The following is a 21211-nucleotide window of genomic DNA, read 5'->3' as shown; positions in this document are numbered from 1 at the left end:
TATTTTATTTTCTATTTTATTTTCTTATATTGACTTATTTTAACTCTTTTTATTATTCTCAAACTCTTTTTATAGTTAACTATTAATAATATGTAAATTAAATAAATACTTATATTATACTTTATTTGCGATTCTGTCGAATCGTAGAGTTAATATGATAATTTTAATTAATTATAATTTGTTTAAAAAGTTTTTATAACTTAATTTATATTTATAGAGGCATGTTATGTTTTTAAAAATTAGGAGAGATACTTTAATAATTCTATTATTAGCTTTTATCTTAATTGTTTGTGGTAGATTGATTATCTATGTAGCATATGCATCCTCTGCTGAAGTCGCTGAAGGTGTGCCTATTGCAGGTATCATCGTTAAAGGAAATGATATAGTTCCTATTGACAGTATTCGTTATAATGTTCAGAACTCTGGTTTAAGAGAAGGCAGTTATATTGATGGAGATATCCTTAAGACATCAATACGGGAGCTGCCCGTGACTGAGGCCGAGGCAAATGCAGAGAAATTTGTTCGAAGATCAACAATCCCAGGTACTAAAATAGCTCCTATTGCTGGTGCGGATGTTACTGTGAACAGAGATACTGGTATTGTTACTGTAACTGTTATTGAAGATTTCTCAACCATTAACATTACAGATAATAAAACTACTTCTAGTGATAGTTCAAATCTAGAAAAATCAACAAGTGTTTATAATTATAGTATTGCTGGATAGGAGGTTAAAATTTGAGTAAAAAGTCTAGTAAAATCATAGGTTTAGTATTTTTAGTTTTAATGCTCTTTACAGTAATCGCTGCTGCTTCAGCTACTTGTAACGTAATTGTTATTACTGATCCTAGTGGTGAAGACCCAAATGGTGCTGCTGCAGGAAGTATGTCATTTGCAAACAACATGTTCCAATCTTCATTCATCATGTCAAAGAATGATGGATACGCAATGCTTTCCGGGGGGGAAGGTAACGGTACAGAAAGGAACTATGCGATTATTGATGCACTTGGAGCTATGCAACATGGTTCAAGCCCAGCAGCTGCTGCCGCTTTAGCAAGTGGTTTCGATGGGATTCGTCTTGTTGTCGGTGGACCTTCAATGGGTGCTGCTATTGGCGGAGACTATAACGCATACCTTGTTGTAGTGGATAATGATGGAACAGTTAGGATCACTCACCATGAAGGTGGTGTAGTGCAATTACCTCAAGGCTCTAAAGGAGCTATCATTCACTTAAGGAACAGTCAAGGTAACCCTAAGATGGGTACTGCAGACCGTGTACGTAGAGAAACTGCAGTAAACATAGGAAAAATGATTAGGGATGGATATCCTGCTACCTATATCGTCGGAAAAGTTATGGAAGAAGTAGCTAGAGACTCTGGTGAGAAATATGGTGGGGGTGCAGTGAACCTTGTATCATTAATCAGTACTGGAGACATGTTCGTACCGAAAGAAGTAAACACCACAGGTTATCCTATGGATGAAAATTACTCTAAAGTATGTCTAGACTGTGGTTGGGCTACTGGATACCCTGATGCAGAAAACTATAATGTCTGTCCAATCTGTAATCATGAACTGGAAGTACGTTCCGCTACAGATGTTTTGATTAATGAGATTACAATATCCAAGGATGCTGTTTCCGTTTCTGTTTACGGAAGTGAAAAAGCCGGTTTGTCTGACATTACCCGTGAGGTAGTGAAAGCATCAGTCAAGAAGTATGGTTATAATGCATCGACAATAGCCGGATCGATCAATAAGGGTATCAATAACGGGCTTATCGTTGGTGTAGATTATGTGGAACCTAGCGATTTAAACGTTAAGCCTGATGTCCGTGCTGTAGGTGTATACTATAATCCATTGCCTAATGGTAGAACTTCTCCTGCATGGCATTTACCTATCAATTCCATAGTGCTTACTATTTTAGGTTCTATTCAAACAGCAATCGGTTTTGTTTTAATAGTCTTGGTTGTATTCAGAACAAGATTATTGAAATCATTCAGAGACCGTGTATCCTAAAATTGGTTTTTAACCAATTTTCTTTTTTTTTATTTTTTATTTTTCTTTCATTATTCTTTTATTCTATTTTTATAATTTATTGTTCAGTAATTCTATCGTTTTTTATCTATTTTTTTATTTATTTGATTTAAATTATTTATTATTCAATTTTTTTACATATTTGTTAGTTTTTATTCAATATTTTTAATATTCTTGTTTATTTTCAAGTTTAATTAGTTTTTTATAGTAATATATTTAAATAAAAAAATATAAAACTAATATATAGATTTTTAAATAATGTAAATCATTTTTTTTATTATATTATATTATATTAGGGATAACATGGCTTTGGTATTGATTAGAGGAGAAAACAACTCAAAAATTCTTAATGCAATTGCAGATGTTGAAAGACATGCAAATTTAAACTTAACTACAAAACCTAAAAAGATTGATGCGAAATATGCGGATAAGATTGTAGAAAACATTTTAAAGGCTCCATTAAGAACCAAATCAAAAGTGGCTACTGCATTTCGTATAAAGGAAGACACTGCAACTGCAATTGTTCAAATCAAAAAGATCCATCCTCCTGCTCATATTGTTGTTATCAGCAATGATTATGATGACTATAAGGAATTGAATAAATCCCTAAATGATGCAAAAGTATTCAGAGGATATTACTCTGGCAAAAAGCAATCAACTCAAATGAAGGATTATAAGGTTAATAAAACTGAATAGATTAGTTTAATCCTTTACTTTTTTTAATATTTTTCCACTATTTTATAGCTATTTCTATTTTATTTATTTTCTAATCCCTTTTCAATGTCTATTTTCCCCTATTTTATCTATTTTTCACATATATTCCTGTTTTTCAGTTAACTTGGTAAATACCTTATTAGATTTAATTAAAAAGTATTATATAATTCAAAAATCATATATTTAAACATGAATTGTGAAATATGTGGTAAACCTATAGAAGGCAGACCTATAAGAACAAAAATAGATGGTTCAGTTTTAGAAGTTTGCAAGGAATGTTCTAAATTCGGAAGAGTTCAAAAGGACACTCCTCTTGAGAGAAAATTTGTTTCAAGAAACAAAAAGGGAAATCCTCAAAGACCTCAAGCAAACAAGCAGAATGTTCAAAGAAGACGCAGAGAAGAACCTATGGATGAGCTTGTTGAAGATTATAATGTATTAATCAGAAAAGCTAGAGAATCTAAAGGTTGGACTAGAGAAGAATTAGGCGCTAAGATGTATGAAAAGGTTTCAGTAATCAATAGGATAGAATCAGGAAAGATGGAACCTGACATTAAATTAGCTAAAAAGTTCGAAAAGACTTTGGGCATTACCATTATTGAAAAATATGATGAAATGGATTTGGAATCATTTAAAAGTTCTGCATCAGGTCCAAATACATTAGGAAGTATTGTAAAGATCAAAAGGAAATAGTCCTTTTACAATATTTTCAATTTCATTTTTTCATGATTTCTCATTCTATTTTTTATCTATTTGCCCTATGGATTTTTTATGAAATTATTTTTCTTACTAAAATTAAGAAAAACTTTATATATTACTATGTATAAATTATTTTATAATCTACGAATATTTAGATTTAAATAGAATTATAATATATAACAATTATTATAATCTCAAATCTATCTTAAAATATGTAAAATTGTTGTAAAAATATGATATGAAATTAATTAGTGCATTTGAAAACTAAATTTAAAATTTATATTGATAATAACTAATTTAAAGGAGGAGTATATTATGGAAGATTCTCCAAATGAAGTTCAAAATATCTCAAGCCCTACTAAAATTGATGAAGTAGATGAGCCTAAAACCGTTGAAGAACTTCAAAAAGAACTTGACTTGCTAAAGGCAGAAAATACAAAAACCAAACGTAATCTCATGTGGAAAGTTAGAAAGCTTGAAAAAGACAAGATTCTAACTGAAAATGAAAAGATACGTTTAGAAAGAGAGTTAAAATCATTAAGAGGTGAAGTTGAAAGATTCAGATCACCTCCACTTATATTGGCTACCATTACTGAAGTCATCGATGATTCCAGATTGACTGTAAAAAGCAGTACTGGACCAAGTTTCCTTATTAACTATTCAAAGTTCTTGGATGAAAAATTATTGAAACCAGGTTCAAGAGTAGCTTTAAATCAACAGACCTTTGGTGTTGTTGAAGTATTGCCTTCTGAAAAGGACGCAAATGTTTCCGGTATGGAAATTGACACCAAACCTGATGTTACCTATGATGTGATTGGTGGTTTGGATGATCAAATCATTGAAGTTAAGGAAACAGTGGAATTACCTTTAAAACATCCTGAATTATTTGAAAAGGTTGGTATTGACCCACCTAAAGGTATTCTATTGTACGGTCCTCCAGGAACTGGTAAGACCTTGCTTGCAAAGGCAGTGGCTAACGAAACCAATGCAACATTCATTAAGGTTGTTGCTTCTGAATTCGTTAAGAAATACATTGGTGAAGGAGCAAGAATGGTTAGAGAAGTGTTTGAGCTTGCTAAGGAAAAGGCACCAAGTATCATCTTCATTGACGAGCTTGATGCAGTGGCAGCACAAAGACTTAAAAGTTCCACCAGTGGAGACAGGGAAGTTCAAAGAACTCTCATGCAATTGCTTGCAGAATTGGATGGTTTCGAATCCCGTGGAGATATTGGTATCATTGGCGCTACCAACAGACCTGATATCTTAGACCCAGCATTGCTCAGACCTGGAAGATTCGACAGATTCATTGAAGTTCCAGCTCCAAATGAAGAAGGAAGACTTGAAATTCTCAAAATCCACACCAAGAAAATGAATTTGGCTTCTGACATTGATCTTAATGATATAGTCGCTCTTACAGAAGGATTTGCTGGTGCAGACTTAAAGGCTATCTGTACAGAAGCAGGTATGTTTGCTATCCGTGAAGAAAGAGACCATATCATTATGGCAGACTTTGAGGATGCTATCAACAAGATCTTAGGTAAAAATAAAGAAGCTCAATTAGATGACAATGGTGGAGTAATGTTCGGATAATTTCGAACTTACTTTTCATTTTTTTATTTTTTATCTCTTTTATTCTATTTTTTATATTTTATAATCATTAATGGCCTGTGATGAACCCTATGAGCTCTGATACGTGATGAATGATGGGCGATCTGAGGCCATTTTATTCTTATTTTTTTAATTTTTTCACTTTTTTTAAGTTAATTTACATTATTTTGTCTTGTTTTATTCAATTTTAACCTATTCTTTTACATAAACTATATTTAAAATAAAATTTATAAATATAAACTAATGTTTGGTAAAGATAAAAAAGAAGACTTTCATGAGAAAATATTATACGAAGCACAACCTAATATTTTTGTCTATTCAAAAGGAATTTTAATATCAATGTTTGTGTTAGGATTTTTATTTTTCTTGTATTCTGCTGGTATTCAATACATTGGGAACATGAATGTCTATTTGATTGAATCAACTAAAGTTCCAATGACTCGCTATTTTGCAATAGCTGTGTTTATCTTAATCATGATTGTATTATTATACATCATATTGAAGCTTTTAATCTGGACTTCAATCAAGTATACAATTACTGAAAGCAGAGTGATTGTTGAAAAGGGTATTCTCTTGCAAAAGAAAAACTACATGCCTTTCAACACTATTCAGGATGTTAGTCGTTCCCAAAGTCTTCTTGGAAAAATATTTTCAGTAGGCACTATCACATTATACAGTGCTTATGATGGAAAGGATTTGGAATTGAAGGATGTTTCCAGCCCTAAAAAGATTGAAGATATCATATTTGAGAATATAAGAGGAACCCATTTGAGATATCAGAATGGTTATGATGATTTTAATTCCAATTTCAATCCAATTAGGCCAAATCAGGAACCTGGCCATTATATGCGTATGGAAGATTTGGATGATTTGGAATTGGTTGATGCTAAAGAGCGTAAAAGGCAGCTTAGAGAAATAAGGCGTCAAGCTAAACAATCTAGAAACAATCCAAATTATAACTCAAATTATAATACTCCTTATGGCTCCAATGATCATTATTATAATGATTATAATAGTCCTAATGATTTTGGCGGCTATGGTTATGATGATTATTCAAGAGATAGGAACTATAGGGAAAGCAGAGCTCCTATAGAAAATTACAATAATCAATATGATTCAAGAAGAAAGCCTGATTCACATCATCATCAGTATTCTGGAGCTATTAAAGACTCTTATTCAAGAAATCCTGATAAATACTTTGCAAATAATTATGAGGAATTCCATCAAAACAATTTAGATGCACAAAGGGATTATGATGATCGTATCCAAGGAGGTAATCCGTATGGAGATTATAACGAAGAGCCTCCAAAGGTAGAAAAGAAATCCAAAGGTCTTTCCAGATTCAATCCTTTTTCAAGCAGTAATGATGAAAAGGATGATTATTATGAAGATATCTCTGATGCAGAGTTTGACACCACTATAAATCAAGCAATGCATGACATGGGAGATAATCTTAAATTCAAGCCATCTAATGATAATCGCTTTAGAGATGATTATAATCCTGTCTCCGGCTCTAGAGAATATGATAGAAGATATGACAGAGCTTATGATAAAGGACCTGGTAGAAGTTATGATATGAATTATGACGGCTATGACGACAGATATTATGATGATTACTCAGATAGGCATAATGCTAATTTCCACAGATATCCGGAATCCATGCCTTTAAGAGATGGTCATAATAATCCTAATCATTATGATAATCGTCATGAAAGCTTCAATCAAAGGGATTATAGGCAAAATGAGAATTATAGGCATTCGAATTCAAGAAATCAGAATTACAGATCCAATTCTCATTATGATGCAAATCATACAAGGCCATACTCTGGTGATGGTGAGATAGATTATAAGTATATGAGTCCTAGAGAATCCAGAAAAAAATCTGGACGTAATTCTGGCTCCCATTATGATGATTATAATCAATATATGGATGAATCTGATGCAGAATCTGGAAATGATAAAAAGAAGAAGACTTCCGATGATCTCTTTGAAAAGCATTCCAGAAAATTCAGGAGATAATTTTTATATTGAAAATAATTTTTTAATTATTTTTAATTTTTAAATTATTATCAATTTTTTATTTTAATATTTTTAATTTATTTAATTTTTAGCTTTTTCTTAAGCTCTTTTATTTCAATATGTGGGTTAACTATGAGTTTTGATTATGATGTCACTATCATTGGAGCAGGTCCTATTGGTTCTACCTTGGCTTATGAATTGGCTAAAGAGAATATTAAAGTCTGCCTAATAGATAAAAAGAAAGTAATAGGTTTGCCCTTGCAATGTGCAGGCATAATCAATAAAAGAGTTTTGGATGTCAATCAATTTCCAGATGAATTAATATTAAATAATGTTAAAGGTGCTTTTTTACACAGTAAGAATCATAGTTTAAGCGTTTCTAAAGAGGAAGACCAAGCATTGATAATCGATAGGGTTGCTTTAGATCAATTCCTTTACAAAAGAGCTATTGAAAACGGTGCCCATTCTTATTTGTCCTCTAAAGTTGTAGCTATTGATGATGTGGAAGGAAAAGTCACATTCCAAAATGAATCAACTGAAAAAAGCATCAAATCCAAGATTATTGTAGGTGCAGATGGACCTCTTTCAATTGTTTCTTCAGCATTTGGAAATGATTTCGATTATTATTGTGCAAGCCAATATTTAGTTAAAATTGAAGAGGACAACAATCAGATGTCCTTTGTAGACTTATATGCCTATGGAGATTTATTCCCCGGATTCATATGGCAGATTCCAGTAAGTGAAAATATATTTAGGATTGGATTGTTTTCAAATAATGATTATAAAAGACAAAATGAAATCTTAAATGAGTTCCTAATGAATGACTTCCAATATGAAAATTATGAAATAATTGAAAAGTATAAGGGTAAAATCCCTATTTACAATAAGGAAAATAAATTGTTTAAAAATAGGGCTTTGATAATTGGCGATGCTGCTTCACAGATTAAGCCAACTACTGGTGGCGGTCTTTTAATAGGTTTTGAAGCAGTTGGAATGGCTAAAAAAACAATTCTCAAAGTTTTAGATTCAGAAGATTTCAATTCTCTAAACCTTGAAAAGGAGACTCATGATGACAAGAAGATATTACAGGATTGTCTCAAATCTTATCAAGATGATTTTGAAGAAAGATTCATAAAGGAATTTTCCTATCAGTTTAAGGTTCAAAAAACATTATGCACATTGTCAGATGATGATTTGGACTATTTCTTTGAAAAGCTAAAGGAGAAAGAAGCCGATAAATTGATATCTGAATATGGAGATATGGATAATCAATCAATACTTGTTAAGGAATTCTTGAAAAGAGGTTTGGTTCTATCATTATTGCCAGCTATTCATAAAAGGGAATTGGCTAAAATCTGGTTAGTATAATGATTAATAAAATGATTATTTGATTTAAAAATTAATGAATATGCTTAATTGAAATACTTATTATTGATTTAAAAAATTGGAGATAAAAAATGGATTTATTGTTAATCTTATCACAGGAACATGACAAACTACCATTGGCTGAACTTAGAGCAGTTTTGGAAATTGAGGAAATAGAGACAGAAATGGAAATAGTTTGTCCAGGATTGGTTATCTTAAGAAATCTTGGTGAAGATGTTTTTGATGATTACTACAGAATCTTTGTTAAAAGGTTAGGTTACACTCATGAGGTTCATCAATTGATAGATGAATGTGATTATGAGGTTTTGGACAGTGCTGTCAAAGCTATTGACTGGTCAGAATATGTTGATGAGAACTTTGCTGTTAGAGTGAAAAGATTCAGTACTGACATAGATACAGTAGGTACTGAAAGAAGAGTGGGACATTTGATCTTATCAAATACAGAGAATATTTCAGTAAACTTATCAAATCCAAAATCATTCATTAGAGTTGTGGCTCATCATAGTAATGTCTATTTATGTTTCGGTAAGTATCAGCTCAATAAGAAGTATTTTGAAGAGATGAAACCTCATAAGAGACCTTTCTTCCATCCCGGTTGCATGAGTCCTAAACTTGCTAGATGCATGGCTAATTTAGCTAGAGTCAAGGAAGGAGACACTGTGCTTGATCCTTTCTGTGGTACTGGAGGAATCCTTATTGAAGCAGGTCTTATAGGTTGTAAGGTAATTGGCTGTGACATTGATTGGAAAATGAAAAAGGGAACTGCAACCAATTTGGAATATGCTGGGGTCACTGACTATAAGACTCATGTTGTTGATGTCCGTGAGCTTGAAATGTATGAAGAGGTTGATGCAGTTGTTACAGATCCCCCATATGGTATTTCCACAACTACCTGTGGTGAAGGCACTTCTGGAATATTCAGTGAATTCCTACAATCAATCGAACACAGTATGAAGAAAGATGCACTTTTAGTCATGGCTAGTCCACATACATTGGATATCGATTCACTGCTCAATGATGTAGGGTTCGAATTATTGGAAAGGTATGAGATTAAAATGCATAGAAGTTTAACTCGTATCATTTCTGTGATAGCTAAAATTCATTAAATTTAATTATTTTATTTTTTTATTTAATTTTTAGTTTACGATGTATGTTTAATAGTAAACATCTTTTATTTTATTCTATTTTTCTTATTTTTTAAATTATTTTTTTAATTATTTTTTATTCATTTTCTCTTATTTCTCTAAATTTATTTTTCCATTTCCACATTTGCTTATCCTATTTACCTATTTTTAATTTTTTATACTATAAGAACACAATATAATCTTATGGAAATCAATAAGAATATTGAGTCAATAATCGGGGACCCGAAAAAAGCAATTAATAGATTGGCTTATCCCACAATATTGTCTATGCTATTGATGTATGCCAATAACCTAATTGACAGCATGTGGGTAAGTGGACTTGGCTCTGGACCACTTGCCGCTTTAGGATTCATGTCTCCATTGTACTTGGTTATTATTGGTTTTGGTGTAGGAATAGGTGCAGGTGCCAATTCTTTGATTTCACGATTGATTGGTGCCAAACAATATGAGGAATCCAACAATGCAGCTATTCACAGTATCGTTCTCGCATCAATTGTATCCATTCTTATTTTGTTGGTTGGTGTTTTCTTTTTAAGGGATTTGCTAATTCTCTTTGGAGCCAGTGAAGTAATTGATCTTGCAATGGATTATGGGATGATTATCTTCTTAACCAGTTATATAATGCTCTTTCCAGCAGTGGTTTCAAGTCTTTTTAGAGCAGAAGGAGACATTAGAAGAGCTGCAGTGCCTTTAGTTGTAAATGCAATATTGAATTTGATAATGGATCCTATCTTCATTTATTACTTTAATTGGGGCATTAAGGGAGCAGCTATTGCAACAGTATTGTCCACACTTGCAAACTTGCTCATGATGCTTTACTGGTATTTGATAAAAAGGGACACTTTCATAAAACTAAGCTTAAGATATTACCACAGCAAAATGGAAATCTATAAGGAAATCCTTTTGGTAAGCTTGCCTGCAAGCTGTGAAGAGGTGATTTATTCAATTGTTGCCATTTGCTTCAATTATTTGATTTTCATAACTGCCGGAACAATTGAAGTTGCTATTTTCACTGTTGTATGGAGATTTGTTTCCATTGGATTCCTGCCATGCATAGCTATTGGATTCTCAACAATAACAGTTTCAGGAATTGCATATGGAGCTAGAAATTATGAAAACTTCAAGACAACAATAAACTATTCAACTTTCATCAGTTTTCTTATAACCTTGATAATATGCATTATCTTCTTTGTCTTTGCTTATCCGATTTCAGAAGGATTCAATTTCATTAATGGAAATCCTCAAATGATTGTAAGAACTGCAGAGGTCCTTAGGATAATGGTTTTCTATAATCTTTTCATACCATTTGGAGCAACTGCAGCTTATGTTTATCAAGGGGTAGGTTCTGGATTCAAGTCACTGGCATTGACAATTCTAAGGGAATTGATTTTAAGTGTTTTCTTTGCTTATCTCTTTGCAATTCCACTTAAAATGGGAATATTTGGAGTTTATTTAGGTGCAATAATCGGTATGATTTTAGGTTCTTTCATTGGTTTTGCATGCATAAAATTCTATGAGAGAAGCTTTAAGAAAGAGTGTGAAAAAACAGTTGCCTAAAAATAGAAAATTTTAAAATATTAAAAAAGTAATAAACTTTAAAAAGCAAGAAAAAAGTAAAAAAGTTAAAAGTAATAAAGTAAACTAATTAAAAAAGTAATAAAGTAAAAAAAAAGTAAAAGTTGGTTAATGTTTTACAATAAGTTCAAGTACTTGAACTAGTGTAAACCACAGCCAACACATTCATGTGCAGGAATACCTATTTCCTGTTCTTCATCAACTACTTCTTGTTTTAATTCCTGAACAGTTACAGAAATAAAGGAATATTCCGGTTTTTCTATTATTGGTGAAATTCCCTTAAAGTAGCAGTGGATATTTCCAGTGCATGCAATGTCAATGAGAATTGGTTCAGGGATTTTAAATCCTTTAAAGTATGATTCAATTTCAGTGATTTGATCTTTAGGAACTCTAAGGTTAAAGGACATCATTCCATCTTCTTTTGTTCTGATTCCAACATAAGATTGATTAACTAATAATTCATTTCCAAATTCTTGTTTAAATATTACACATTCTTCTCTATTTACCATACTAGTCCCTCCATTTATTTTTCATTAGTTTAATGTATTTGTCAGTATAATGTAAATTTTTTAAAGTTTTTTCATTCAGTTTATTATTATTGTTTTATATAATATAAAATTTTTTATAAAAATCATTTTCACTTCTATTGTTCTTCTTGAAATGGAATAAAATTATTCTTTAATTTCAATAGATATAACCATATCAAGTCTTTATTTCAATAATACTTGAATAATTATCTTAATTCAGTTAATTAAGCAATATTTTCTAATTTTATTATTTTTTTATAGTTTTTAAGTAGTTTTTACCATAATATTTATATTAGTTTAATTACAAATTTACATAATGCTATGTATTATATAATATATTAATATATGAACATAGTTCAAATTATTAAAACAAAACAATTAAAATTTAAAAACAAAAATCAAAAAGATGGTTAAAATGAGTGACGTAAACAAAGATATCGGAATGAGAATTAGAGAATTAAGAGAATTGTCCGATATTACAACAGAAGAAATTGCTAAAGAACTTGATGTAGACGAAGAAACTTATATTTCATATGAAAATGGTATTATTGACATTCCAGCTAGTTTCTTATACCAAATTGCACAGATTTTCAATGTTGATTTAGCTTTGATTCTTACTGGTGAAGAAACTCGTATGACTTATTTTGATGTAACTAGAGCAGACAAAGGTTTTGCTGTTGACAGAAGGAAAGAATATAAGTATGAAAACTTATGTAAGAAATTCGTTCATAAAAAAGCTGAAATGTTTATTGTAACTGTTGATCCTAAAGAAGATGCTATTCCTTCTTTGAATTCACATGCAGGTCAGGAATTTAACTATATTCTTGAAGGAACCGTTAAAATATTCATTAAAGACAATGAGATTATTTTAAACGAAGGAGATTCTATATTCTTTGATGCAACTTGTGAACATGCAATGATTGCTTTAAATGATGAAAAAGCTAAATTTTTAGCTGTAATTATGTAATTGAAATAGAATATTTAATGAATATTTGACTGAGCATATTGAAAAAAATTATATTTAAATAATGAATATTTAACAGAAAAATTTACAATAAAATAAGAAGGATTAATGGCTATATTCAAGGGGAATATTAGCTTAGATTAAAAATAGAGTGATAAAATGACATCTTTAATAGGAAACTTTGTAAACAGAGTTGATTTCAAATCTTATAAGGATTTTTACGATAATTTTGAATTTACTGTACCAAAGGACTTTAACTTTGGTTTTGATGTAGTGGACGAGTATGCAAGAATAGACCCAGAAAAGCTTGCATTGATCTGGTGTGATGATAACGAGAAAAAGGTATTCACCTTCTTGGATATGAAAAAATTATCCAATAAAGCTGCAAACTTATTTAAATCCCAAGGAATCAATAAGGGAGATGCAGTATTGCTCACCTTAAAAAACAGGTATGAATTCTGGATCTGCATGACTGCACTTCACAAAATCGGTGCAATAGCTATTCCAACCACTCACATGGTAAAACTTCATGATATTATTTATAGAGTAGAAAACGCAAGCATTAAAATGGTTGTATCTGTTGAAGAAGACCAATTGATTCCAGATTATGAAGCTTGTGAACAGGAGTTAGGCATTGAGCTTAAGAAAGCTCTTGTAGGAAATATCGATAAGGAAGGTTGGTTAAACTTTGATGAGGAACTCGCTAAGATGAGTGATGAGTTCGAAAGGCCAACTGGAGAAGATGCAACTCACGAGGATGAGACTTTCCTCATTTATTTCTCAAGCGGAACCACTGGAAACCCTAAAATGGTTGCACATGCTCACACTTATGCAATTGGACACTTAATCACTGCAAAATACTGGCATAATGTTGTAGAAGACGGTGTTCACCACACATCTGCTGATACTGGATGGGGTAAAGCAGTATGGGGTAACTACTATGGTCAATGGATTTCAGGTTCTGCAGTATTTGTTTACGATTATGTTAGATTCAATGGTTTGGATTTAATGGAAAAGATCATTGAAAACAAGGTAAACACTTTCTGTGCACCTCCAACAATCTACAGATTCTTGATTAAGGAAGACTTATCCCAATTTGACTTTTCAAATGTTCAATATGCAACTACTGCTGGAGAGCCATTGCCTCCTGAAGTATTTAAAAGATTCAAGGAATTCACTGGATTGGAGATTAAAGAAGGATTCGGTCAAACTGAAACCACCCTTTCATTGGCTACATTCATTTGGATGGAATCAAAAACAGGTTCTGTAGGAAAACCATCCCCTGCATTTAAAGTAACCCTTTTAGACTCTGACCACAATACTGTAGATATTGGTTCTGAAGGAGAAATCTGTTTTGATATAACTGGAGAAAGATCTGTAGGTTTATTTAAGGAATATTACAGAAACCAAGAGAAAACTGATGAAGTATGCCATGATGGTTATTACCACTGTGGAGACACTGCATATATAGATGAAGACGGTTATTACACCTTTGTTGGAAGAAATGATGATATAATCAAGTCTTCAGGGTACCGTATTGGACCGTACGAAGTGGAAAATGCAGTAATTTCTCACCCTTCAGTATTGGAATGTGCAATTACCGGTGTTCCTGATGAATTGAGAGGCCAAATCGTTAAGGCAACAATTGTTCTTGCAAAAGGATTCGAGCCAAGTGAAGAGCTTAAAAAGGATATTCAAAATCATGTAAAGCATGAAACCGCTCCTTATAAATATCCAAGAATGATTGAATTTGTTGAAGAATTGCCTAAAACAATTAGTGGTAAGATTCAAAGAAAGATAATCAGAACTGAAGATGAGAATAAACTAAAATAATTATTTTTCTCTTCTTATTATTTTTTTTAAACTTTTCAATTAATAATCAGATTAAGTTTAAAAGACCAATAATTAGTTTAAAAGATCAATAATCAATTTTATCAATTAATATTTCAAAATTTAAAAAATTGAATTTATTATGGGATAGTGAATAAATGAATGTAAATCAAATTAAACCATATCCTGTCATTAGCAAAAACAATTGTAAGGCATGTTTAAGATGTATAAGCGCTTGCAAAGAGGAATGCCTTAAATTAAGTGAAGAGATTAATGATAGCGGATATCAATATGCAGAATATACTGGAGAAGGCTGTATTGGTTGTGGAGATTGTTATTACACTTGTCCTGAACCATTAGCTATTGAAGTTCATATTCCTAGAAGGACTAGAAAACCTAAAGGAGATGCTTAAATGAGTAACCAAATTGTAAAAGGAAATACCGCTGTAATCATTGGAGCATTATATGCTGGCTGTGATTGTTTCTTTGGTTATCCAATCACCCCTGCAAGTGAAATTCTCCATGAGGCATCCAAATATTTCCCAATGGTCGGAAGAAAATTTGTGCAGGCTGAAAGTGAAGAGGCTTCTGTAAACATGATTTACGGTGGAGCTTCCACTGGTCACAGAGTAATGAGTGCATCATCTGGACCTGGAATCAGCTTAATGCAAGAAGGATTCACCTTTTTAGCAGGTGCAGAATTGCCTGCAGTTATTGTGGATGTAATGAGAGCAGGTCCTGGTTTAGGTAATATCGGTCCTGAACAAGGAGATTATAATCAAATCGTAAAAGGTGGAGGTCACGGAAACTATAGAAATATAGTGTTGGCACCTAACTGCGTTCAGGAAATGTGTGACTTTACCATGAAGGCATTTGAGCTTTCAACCAAATACAGAAACCCTGTAGTTGTACTTGCTGATGCAGTATTAGGTCAAATGGCGGAACCTTTAAGATTCCCTAAAGAAGCTATTGAACCTAAGATTGATGAATCTTGGGCTGTAAGAGGCAACAAGGAAACCATGAACAATTTAGTTACTTCAATTTTCCTTGATTTCAATCAATTGGAAGACTTTAACTTCCAAATTCAAGAAAAGTATGAAACTATCAGACAAAATGAAGTTCTTTATGAAGAGCATATGGTTGAAGATGCTGAAATTGTTATTGTAGCATATGGAACAAGCAGTAGATTATCTAGAACTGCAGTTGATGTTGCAAGAGAAAAAGGCATTAAATTAGGTCTCTTAAGACCAATCACCTTATTCCCATTCCCAGAGAAAAGAATTAAGGAATTAGCAGATAAAGGTGTTCAATTTGTTTCTGTTGAAATGAGTAACGGTCAATTAAGAGAAGACGTTAAGGCAGCAGCTAATTACGATGATGTCCATTTGGTAAACAGAATGGGTGGAAATGTAATTGAGCTTAAGGATATCCTTAATGAAATCTATAAGATGGTAGGAAGCGATGAGCGTCACAAGGTTCACAGTGACGAAAAGGATTATGATGCAAGCTACCTAAATGATAAGGAATATCAGGAAGAATTAGATAATGATAACTATTATAATCATAGGGTTGTAGATTAGGGAGGTGAAAGAATGGATAATATTAAAGTAACTGATGAAAACATTGAAAAGGTTCAAATGAGTGAAATCGAAGAAAAAGTTATTAAAAAGCCAGAATCCTTATATGACAGCTTCCCTAGAAAAGGAAATGACATTTACAATACTCATTACTGCGCTGGTTGCGGTCATGGTATTTTACATAAATTGATTGCAGAAGTGATGGATGAATTGGATATTCAAGAAAGATCCGTAATGATTTCTCCTGTAGGATGTGCTGTATTCGGTTATTACTACTTCAATTGTGGAAATGTACAGACTGCACACGGAAGAGCTCCTGCAGTTGCTACTGGTATTTCAAGAGCTGAAGACAATGCTATTGTAATGAGCTATCAAGGAGATGGGGATTTAGCTTCCATTGGATTGAATGAAACATTGCAAGCTGCTAACCGTGGAGAAAAATTAGCTGTTTTCTTTGTAAACAATACTGTTTACGGAATGACTGGTGGTCAAATGGCACCAACAACCTTGATTGGTGAAAAGACTGTAACCTGTCAAAACGGAAGAGACGCTAACTTTGCAGGATATCCATTGCACTTATGTGAATTATTGGATAACTTAAAGGCACCTGTATTCATTGAAAGAGTGTCCTTAGCAAATCCAAATCTTATTAGAAAAGCTAAAATAGCTATTAAAAAAGCTTTAATGATTCAGAAAGAAGGTAAAGGTTATGCTTTCGTTGAAGTTTTATCACCTTGTCCAACCAATATAAGAAGAGATGTAAAAGGTGTAGAGGATTTCTTGATTAATGAAATGGGTAAGGAATTCCCTGTAAAAAGATTCAGGGATTTATCCAAAGAAAGGGAACCTAAGGAAAGACCTGTAAGTGATTTCTCTATTGAAACTCTTGATAAAGTCTTTGGAATAGACAGAAGCAAGGAGATCAAGGAAATCGAAGAGGACTTTGATGACATTAAGGTTAAAATTGTTGGTTTTGGTGGTCAAGGAGTATTGAGTACTGGTCTCACCCTTGCTCAAGCAGCATGTAGTGAAGGTAAGGAAGTATCCTGGTACCCAAGCTATGGGCCAGAACAAAGAGGTGGAACTTCCAACTGTTCTGTAACCATTTCAGCAAAAACCATCGGTTCTCCAGTTGTGGAAGAATGTGATATCTTAATTGCAATGAACAAGCCTGCTTTAGAAAAATATTCTATTGATGTTAAGGAAAAAGGTATAATCCTATACGATTCCCGTGCAGGAGATTACAATAAGGATAACCTTCATGTAAAAGATGATGTTGAGATCATTGCTATTCCAGCAAGAGCTATTGCAACTGAGGTAGGTAATGCAAAGGCTATGAACACTGCAATCTTAGGTGCTTTAATGGAATTAGGTGCAGATAGTCCTATCTTATCTAAAGAAGCATTTGAAAACGGTATTAAGGATACCTTTGCAGCTAAACCAAAACTCATTGATGTTAACTTAAAGGTTTTGGAAGCAGGAGCAACTTGGTTAAGAGAAAACAGATAATCTCTTAACTCTTTTTCTTTTTTATTCTTCATTATTTATTATTTTTTTATTTTTTTTACAATTTTTTTATAATTTTTTTATTCTATTATTTTTTATTTTTATTACCTATTTTTTCATTTTAAATTATTTTTATGATTTTAATTTTTTTAAAAAAGTTTATTATATAAAAAATTGAAATTATTATTTGAAAAGAACCTATTTTTAAAACTATATAGAGGAGATATTATCACTAAAGATTACGAATTTGATGCATTGGACGCTAAAGATCAATGTGTTAAATGGATTCAAGATTTCTTTGAAGAAAACGGAAAAGGTTGCAATGCTGTTGTAGGGATCTCTGGAGGTAAGGATAGCTCTGTAGTTGCTGCATTATGTGTTGAAGCTTTAGGAAGAGACAGGGTAATAGGAGTCCTAATGCCTAATGATGTTCAATCAGACATTGATTTTGCTAAGCTTCTTGTAAATCATTTAGGCATAAAGCATTATATTATCAATGTTAAGGATGCTGTAAATGGAGTTTTAGATCAAATGATGAAATCTGATATCGAAATATCCGAACAGACCATGATAAACCTTCCACCCAGAATCCGTATGTCTGTTTTATATGCAGTAAGTCAAAGCAATAACGGTAGGGTTGCAAACAATTGCAATCTGTCTGAAGATTGGGTAGGTTATGCAACAAGATATGGTGATGGAGCTGGAGACTTTTCACCACTCTCAAACCTTACAGTAACTGAAGTTAAGGAAATAGGAAGAAGCCTTAATTTACCGAGGGAGTTAGTTGATAAGGTACCAACTGATGGACTCTCCAATCAATCTGATGAAGAGAAGCTCGGATTTACTTATGATGTATTGGATAAGTATATACGAACTGGTGAAATTAGTGATAAAAAGACAAAAGATAGGATTGATTACCTTCATGAATTGAATAAATTCAAGTTGGAATTGATGCCAAGTTTCAAATATGAATAATTTTTATTTTTTAGATTGAATATAATAATATTTGAATTTTATCCATTGTGATGTTTTTTTAGAGATGATTTCATGGCTGACAAATTTAGTAAGGAGACTCGCAGTTACATCATGTCAAGGATTAGGGGAAAGGACACCAAGCCGGAAATTCTTGTTCGCAAGTACCTCTTCGCAAGAGGGCTTAGATTCAGAAAGAATGATAAAAGGTATCCTGGACGTCCTGATGTTGTGCTTCCAAAGTATAAGACTGCAGTCTTTGTTCATGGCTGTTTCTGGCATCTTCATGAGGGATGCAAGTATGCTAAAATGCCGAAATCCAATGTTGAATACTGGGAGGAGAAACTCTATAGAAATAGAGAACGTGATGCACGTAATCAGGCAGAGCTTAAAGCGATGGGATGGACTGTCCTTACGGTCTGGGAGTGCGAATTAAAAAAGGACAAGCGTGAAGAGACACTTGAAATATTATATAATAGAATAACATCCCAAGATAGTGAAGAATAGGAAAATTATTACAATTTCATCTAATTTTTTATTTCATGTAATAATTTATAACGATTTATAATTATTTATAATGATTTAACACGATTTTTTTCTAAAATAACTGATTGTTCGTAGTTCATATTGGAAAATACGAACAATCAGAGGATTAAATAGTATGTATTTATATACCAGTTTTTTTATAATAGTAAATAATATATGATTTTTTTATTTTAAGAAAATCATGTATGATTATTATGTTCTATATCACTATAGAACTTTAAAAATGGAGTCGCTAAATGTTTATGACTGTATCTTTTAGTTTCCTAGTATTTTTAGGAATGTTAATATTCCTAAACGAGGGAGATATTATCCTCGATTATATATGAGCACTATATAATAATACTTTCTTGCACAATGTGCAATGTATCAATAAAATAATAGATGTAACTGTTATTTTTATTTTGTTTTCAATTAAGTTTTTTAAAAAACTTAATTCTTTAATTCTTTTTTTAATTTAATTATTTTAATTATTTTAATTAATTGGATTTAATTAACTATTGTGGGCTGGTAGCTCAGATGGGAGATCGTCGCCTTGGCATGGCGGAGGCCCCGGGTTCAAATCCCGGTCAGTCCACTTTTTATTTTAATTATTAAAATTTTTCTAATATTTTCAGCATAATTTTATATTTTTATATTTTTATTATTTTATTTCTAATTTTTTTAACATTTTTTTAATATAAACTAAATATTATATACTTTAATAAATATAATTTAATATAATATAGATTTTTAAACGATTTGAAATCTATTTCTAATGATAATAATTATTATAATTCAAAAAGATTAAGAGGAATTAAATGACTTATAAAGAAATTTCCAAAGAGTTTTTAGATAATGCTAATGTTACCATTGGTGATACAATAAAGGTAACAAAGGAAGATATTTCCTATGAGGGAATATTGCTTGACAGATCTGAAGATGCAAAAGATGCTTATATTGTAATTAAACTTGACAGCGGATATAATGTTGGAGTAAACATTGAATCTGCAAACATAGAACTTATTGAAAAGGGAGACAAGCCAAAAATTGGTTTTGAAGGAGATAAAATAGAAAAAGATCCTAACAAACAAAACATCTCCATCATATCCACTGGTGGTACAGTATCCTCAATTATCGATTACAAGACTGGAGCTGTACATCCTAAATTCACTGCAGAAGACTTATTAAGAGCAAATCCCGAGCTTTTAGACCTTGCAAATTATGATGTAAAGGCTTTATATAACATATTATCTGAAAATATGCAGCCAGAATATTGGGTAAAAGCAGCAGAATCCATTGCTGATGACATCAATAACGGTGCTGATGGAATAGTGATTGCTCATGGTACAGACACTATGCATTACACATCAGCGGCATTGAGCTTTATGATTAAAACACCTGTTCCTATTGTAATTACTGGTGCACAAAGAAGTTCAGACAGACCTTCAACAGATGCGTTCCTGAACATTTACAACTCATGTGGAGCTGCATTGTCCGACATTGCAGAAGTTACAGTATTGATGCACAACACATTGAATGACGGTGACTGTGCACTTCATAAGGGAACTAAAGTGCGCAAGATGCACACAAGCAGAAGGGACACTTTCAGAAGCATCGATAGTGAGCCAATAGCTATTTTAAGAGACGGTAAAGTGAAATCAGTCAATCTCCCATATACAAAACGTGGAGAAAATGAATTGGAATTGAATACAGCTATTGAAAGCAAGGTTGCTTTAATCAAATCATTCCCAGGGATCAAGTCTGACATAATTGATTATCACATTGACAAAGGATACAAAGGTTTGCTTATAGAAGGAACCGGTCTTGGACATGTTCCTGATTATATGGTTGATGCACTTCAAAGAGCTAACGATGATGGCATCCCAGTTGTAATGACTTCCCAATGCTTATATGGTACAATAAACATGAATGTTTACAGTACAGGAAGACTGTTGCAGGATGCTGGTGTAATTTCCGGTATGGACATGACTCCTGAAACCGCTTATGTGAAATTGGCATGGGCTTTAGGACAGACTGAAGATGTAAATGAAGTTAAAGACATTATTCAAACCAATGTTGCTGGAGAATTGAATGAAAGTTCTTCACTTAAATATTTCTTGAATTAGGAGGGTAGAA

The 21211-nt window shown here is 32.2% G+C and carries 18 protein-coding genes and 1 tRNA gene; 18 read left to right on the top strand and 1 reads right to left on the bottom strand.

What is annotated here, in order from left to right; translation table 11 throughout:
- Positions 1-226: 226 nt before the first annotated feature.
- The 9 genes from VW161_RS03315 to VW161_RS03275 all read left to right on the top strand — a co-directional run bounded on the left by VW161_RS03315 (position 227) and on the right by VW161_RS03275 (position 11156).
- The gene (locus VW161_RS03315; RefSeq protein WP_304104755.1) at positions 227-724 is read left to right on the top strand and encodes a hypothetical protein; all 498 of its coding nucleotides are present in this window, start codon (positions 227-229) and stop codon (positions 722-724) included.
- 59 nt (positions 725-783) lie between these two features.
- The gene (locus VW161_RS03310; RefSeq protein ID WP_304086581.1) at positions 784-2010 is read left to right on the top strand and encodes a hypothetical protein; all 1227 of its coding nucleotides are present in this window, start codon (positions 784-786) and stop codon (positions 2008-2010) included.
- Between the two features lie 321 nt (positions 2011-2331).
- Complete coding sequence (locus VW161_RS03305) at positions 2332-2724, top strand: DUF356 domain-containing protein (protein ID WP_304086481.1); 393 nt, start codon at positions 2332-2334, stop codon at positions 2722-2724.
- Positions 2725-2931: 207 nt separating this feature from the next.
- The gene (locus VW161_RS03300) at positions 2932-3435 is read left to right on the top strand and encodes a multiprotein bridging factor aMBF1 (protein WP_296856809.1); all 504 of its coding nucleotides are present in this window, start codon (positions 2932-2934) and stop codon (positions 3433-3435) included.
- Between the two features lie 321 nt (positions 3436-3756).
- A complete protein-coding gene (pan, locus tag VW161_RS03295) occupies positions 3757-5031 on the top strand; it encodes a proteasome-activating nucleotidase (protein ID WP_304086485.1) in 1275 nt (424 codons plus the stop codon).
- A 261-nt stretch (positions 5032-5292) separates the two neighbouring features.
- Positions 5293-7068 (top strand): PH domain-containing protein, encoded by a 1776-nt coding sequence (locus tag VW161_RS03290; protein ID WP_325192700.1) that lies wholly within the window; start codon positions 5293-5295, stop codon positions 7066-7068.
- A gap of 132 nt (positions 7069-7200) precedes the next feature.
- Positions 7201-8436 (top strand): geranylgeranyl reductase family protein, encoded by a 1236-nt coding sequence (locus VW161_RS03285; RefSeq protein ID WP_304086491.1) that lies wholly within the window; start codon positions 7201-7203, stop codon positions 8434-8436.
- Between the two features lie 89 nt (positions 8437-8525).
- Complete coding sequence (locus VW161_RS03280) at positions 8526-9560, top strand: TIGR01177 family methyltransferase (RefSeq protein ID WP_304086493.1); 1035 nt, start codon at positions 8526-8528, stop codon at positions 9558-9560.
- Between the two features lie 222 nt (positions 9561-9782).
- Positions 9783-11156 carry an MATE family efflux transporter gene (locus VW161_RS03275; protein ID WP_304086496.1) on the top strand — a complete coding sequence of 458 codons (1374 nt, stop codon included), beginning with the start codon at positions 9783-9785 and terminating at the stop codon, positions 11154-11156.
- A 158-nt stretch (positions 11157-11314) separates the two neighbouring features.
- On the opposite strand, the gene VW161_RS03270 is transcribed toward VW161_RS03275, so the two are convergent.
- The gene (locus VW161_RS03270) at positions 11315-11683 is read right to left on the bottom strand and encodes a hypothetical protein (protein ID WP_304086499.1); all 369 of its coding nucleotides are present in this window, start codon (positions 11681-11683) and stop codon (positions 11315-11317) included.
- A 433-nt stretch (positions 11684-12116) separates the two neighbouring features.
- Between VW161_RS03270 and VW161_RS03265 the strand changes: the two genes are divergently transcribed.
- The 9 genes from VW161_RS03265 (at position 12117) to gatD (ending at position 21201) form a co-directional block, all read left to right on the top strand.
- On the top strand, positions 12117-12668 hold the full coding sequence (locus VW161_RS03265) for a helix-turn-helix domain-containing protein (RefSeq protein WP_394349906.1): 552 nt from the start codon (positions 12117-12119) through the stop codon (positions 12666-12668).
- Positions 12669-12824: 156 nt separating this feature from the next.
- Positions 12825-14498, top strand: coding sequence for an AMP-binding protein (locus VW161_RS03260; protein WP_304086503.1), 1674 nt, complete (start codon positions 12825-12827; stop codon positions 14496-14498).
- A 155-nt stretch (positions 14499-14653) separates the two neighbouring features.
- Positions 14654-14908 carry a ferredoxin family protein gene (locus VW161_RS03255; protein WP_296856814.1) on the top strand — a complete coding sequence of 85 codons (255 nt, stop codon included), beginning with the start codon at positions 14654-14656 and terminating at the stop codon, positions 14906-14908.
- Positions 14909-16075, top strand: a complete 1167-nt coding sequence (locus VW161_RS03250; RefSeq protein WP_304136265.1) for a 3-methyl-2-oxobutanoate dehydrogenase subunit VorB — start codon at positions 14909-14911, stop codon at positions 16073-16075.
- A 12-nt stretch (positions 16076-16087) separates the two neighbouring features.
- The gene (locus VW161_RS03245; protein ID WP_325192699.1) at positions 16088-17581 is read left to right on the top strand and encodes a 2-oxoacid:acceptor oxidoreductase family protein; all 1494 of its coding nucleotides are present in this window, start codon (positions 16088-16090) and stop codon (positions 17579-17581) included.
- A 171-nt stretch (positions 17582-17752) separates the two neighbouring features.
- Positions 17753-18553 (top strand): NAD(+) synthase, encoded by an 801-nt coding sequence (gene nadE / locus VW161_RS03240; protein WP_304086552.1) that lies wholly within the window; start codon positions 17753-17755, stop codon positions 18551-18553.
- 72 nt (positions 18554-18625) lie between these two features.
- Positions 18626-19057 carry a very short patch repair endonuclease gene (locus VW161_RS03235; protein WP_304086556.1) on the top strand — a complete coding sequence of 144 codons (432 nt, stop codon included), beginning with the start codon at positions 18626-18628 and terminating at the stop codon, positions 19055-19057.
- Between the two features lie 540 nt (positions 19058-19597).
- A tRNA-Ala gene (locus VW161_RS03230) sits at positions 19598-19670 on the top strand.
- A 223-nt stretch (positions 19671-19893) separates the two neighbouring features.
- Positions 19894-21201, top strand: coding sequence for a Glu-tRNA(Gln) amidotransferase subunit GatD (gene gatD / locus VW161_RS03225; protein WP_304092610.1), 1308 nt, complete (start codon positions 19894-19896; stop codon positions 21199-21201).
- The last annotated feature ends 10 nt before the right edge of the window (positions 21202-21211 follow it).

It is taken from the genome of Methanobrevibacter ruminantium (assembly GCF_016294135.1).
GTDB lineage: Archaea > Methanobacteriota > Methanobacteria > Methanobacteriales > Methanobacteriaceae > Methanobrevibacter > Methanobrevibacter ruminantium_A.
The sequence above is the reverse complement of the archived record's forward strand: the minus strand, read 5'-3'. Positions and strand labels throughout refer to the sequence as shown.

Coding starts and splice junctions, on each gene's coding strand:
- pan (WP_304086485.1), top strand. CDS start 3,757: ATGGAAGATTCTCCAAATGAAGTTCAAAATATCTCAAGCCCTACTAAA.
- VW161_RS03300 (WP_296856809.1), top strand. CDS start 2,932: ATGAATTGTGAAATATGTGGTAAACCTATAGAAGGCAGACCTATAAGA.
- VW161_RS03270 (WP_304086499.1), bottom strand. CDS start 11,683: ATGGTAAATAGAGAAGAATGTGTAATATTTAAACAAGAATTTGGAAAT.
- VW161_RS03310 (WP_304086581.1), top strand. CDS start 784: ATGCTCTTTACAGTAATCGCTGCTGCTTCAGCTACTTGTAACGTAATT.
- VW161_RS03285 (WP_304086491.1), top strand. CDS start 7,201: ATGAGTTTTGATTATGATGTCACTATCATTGGAGCAGGTCCTATTGGT.
- VW161_RS03255 (WP_296856814.1), top strand. CDS start 14,654: ATGAATGTAAATCAAATTAAACCATATCCTGTCATTAGCAAAAACAAT.
- VW161_RS03235 (WP_304086556.1), top strand. CDS start 18,626: ATGGCTGACAAATTTAGTAAGGAGACTCGCAGTTACATCATGTCAAGG.
- VW161_RS03265 (WP_394349906.1), top strand. CDS start 12,117: ATGAGTGACGTAAACAAAGATATCGGAATGAGAATTAGAGAATTAAGA.
- VW161_RS03275 (WP_304086496.1), top strand. CDS start 9,783: ATGGAAATCAATAAGAATATTGAGTCAATAATCGGGGACCCGAAAAAA.
- VW161_RS03290 (WP_325192700.1), top strand. CDS start 5,293: ATGTTTGGTAAAGATAAAAAAGAAGACTTTCATGAGAAAATATTATAC.
- gatD (WP_304092610.1), top strand. CDS start 19,894: ATGACTTATAAAGAAATTTCCAAAGAGTTTTTAGATAATGCTAATGTT.
- VW161_RS03280 (WP_304086493.1), top strand. CDS start 8,526: ATGGATTTATTGTTAATCTTATCACAGGAACATGACAAACTACCATTG.
- VW161_RS03315 (WP_304104755.1), top strand. CDS start 227: ATGTTTTTAAAAATTAGGAGAGATACTTTAATAATTCTATTATTAGCT.
- VW161_RS03250 (WP_304136265.1), top strand. CDS start 14,909: ATGAGTAACCAAATTGTAAAAGGAAATACCGCTGTAATCATTGGAGCA.
- VW161_RS03245 (WP_325192699.1), top strand. CDS start 16,088: ATGGATAATATTAAAGTAACTGATGAAAACATTGAAAAGGTTCAAATG.
- VW161_RS03260 (WP_304086503.1), top strand. CDS start 12,825: ATGACATCTTTAATAGGAAACTTTGTAAACAGAGTTGATTTCAAATCT.
- VW161_RS03305 (WP_304086481.1), top strand. CDS start 2,332: ATGGCTTTGGTATTGATTAGAGGAGAAAACAACTCAAAAATTCTTAAT.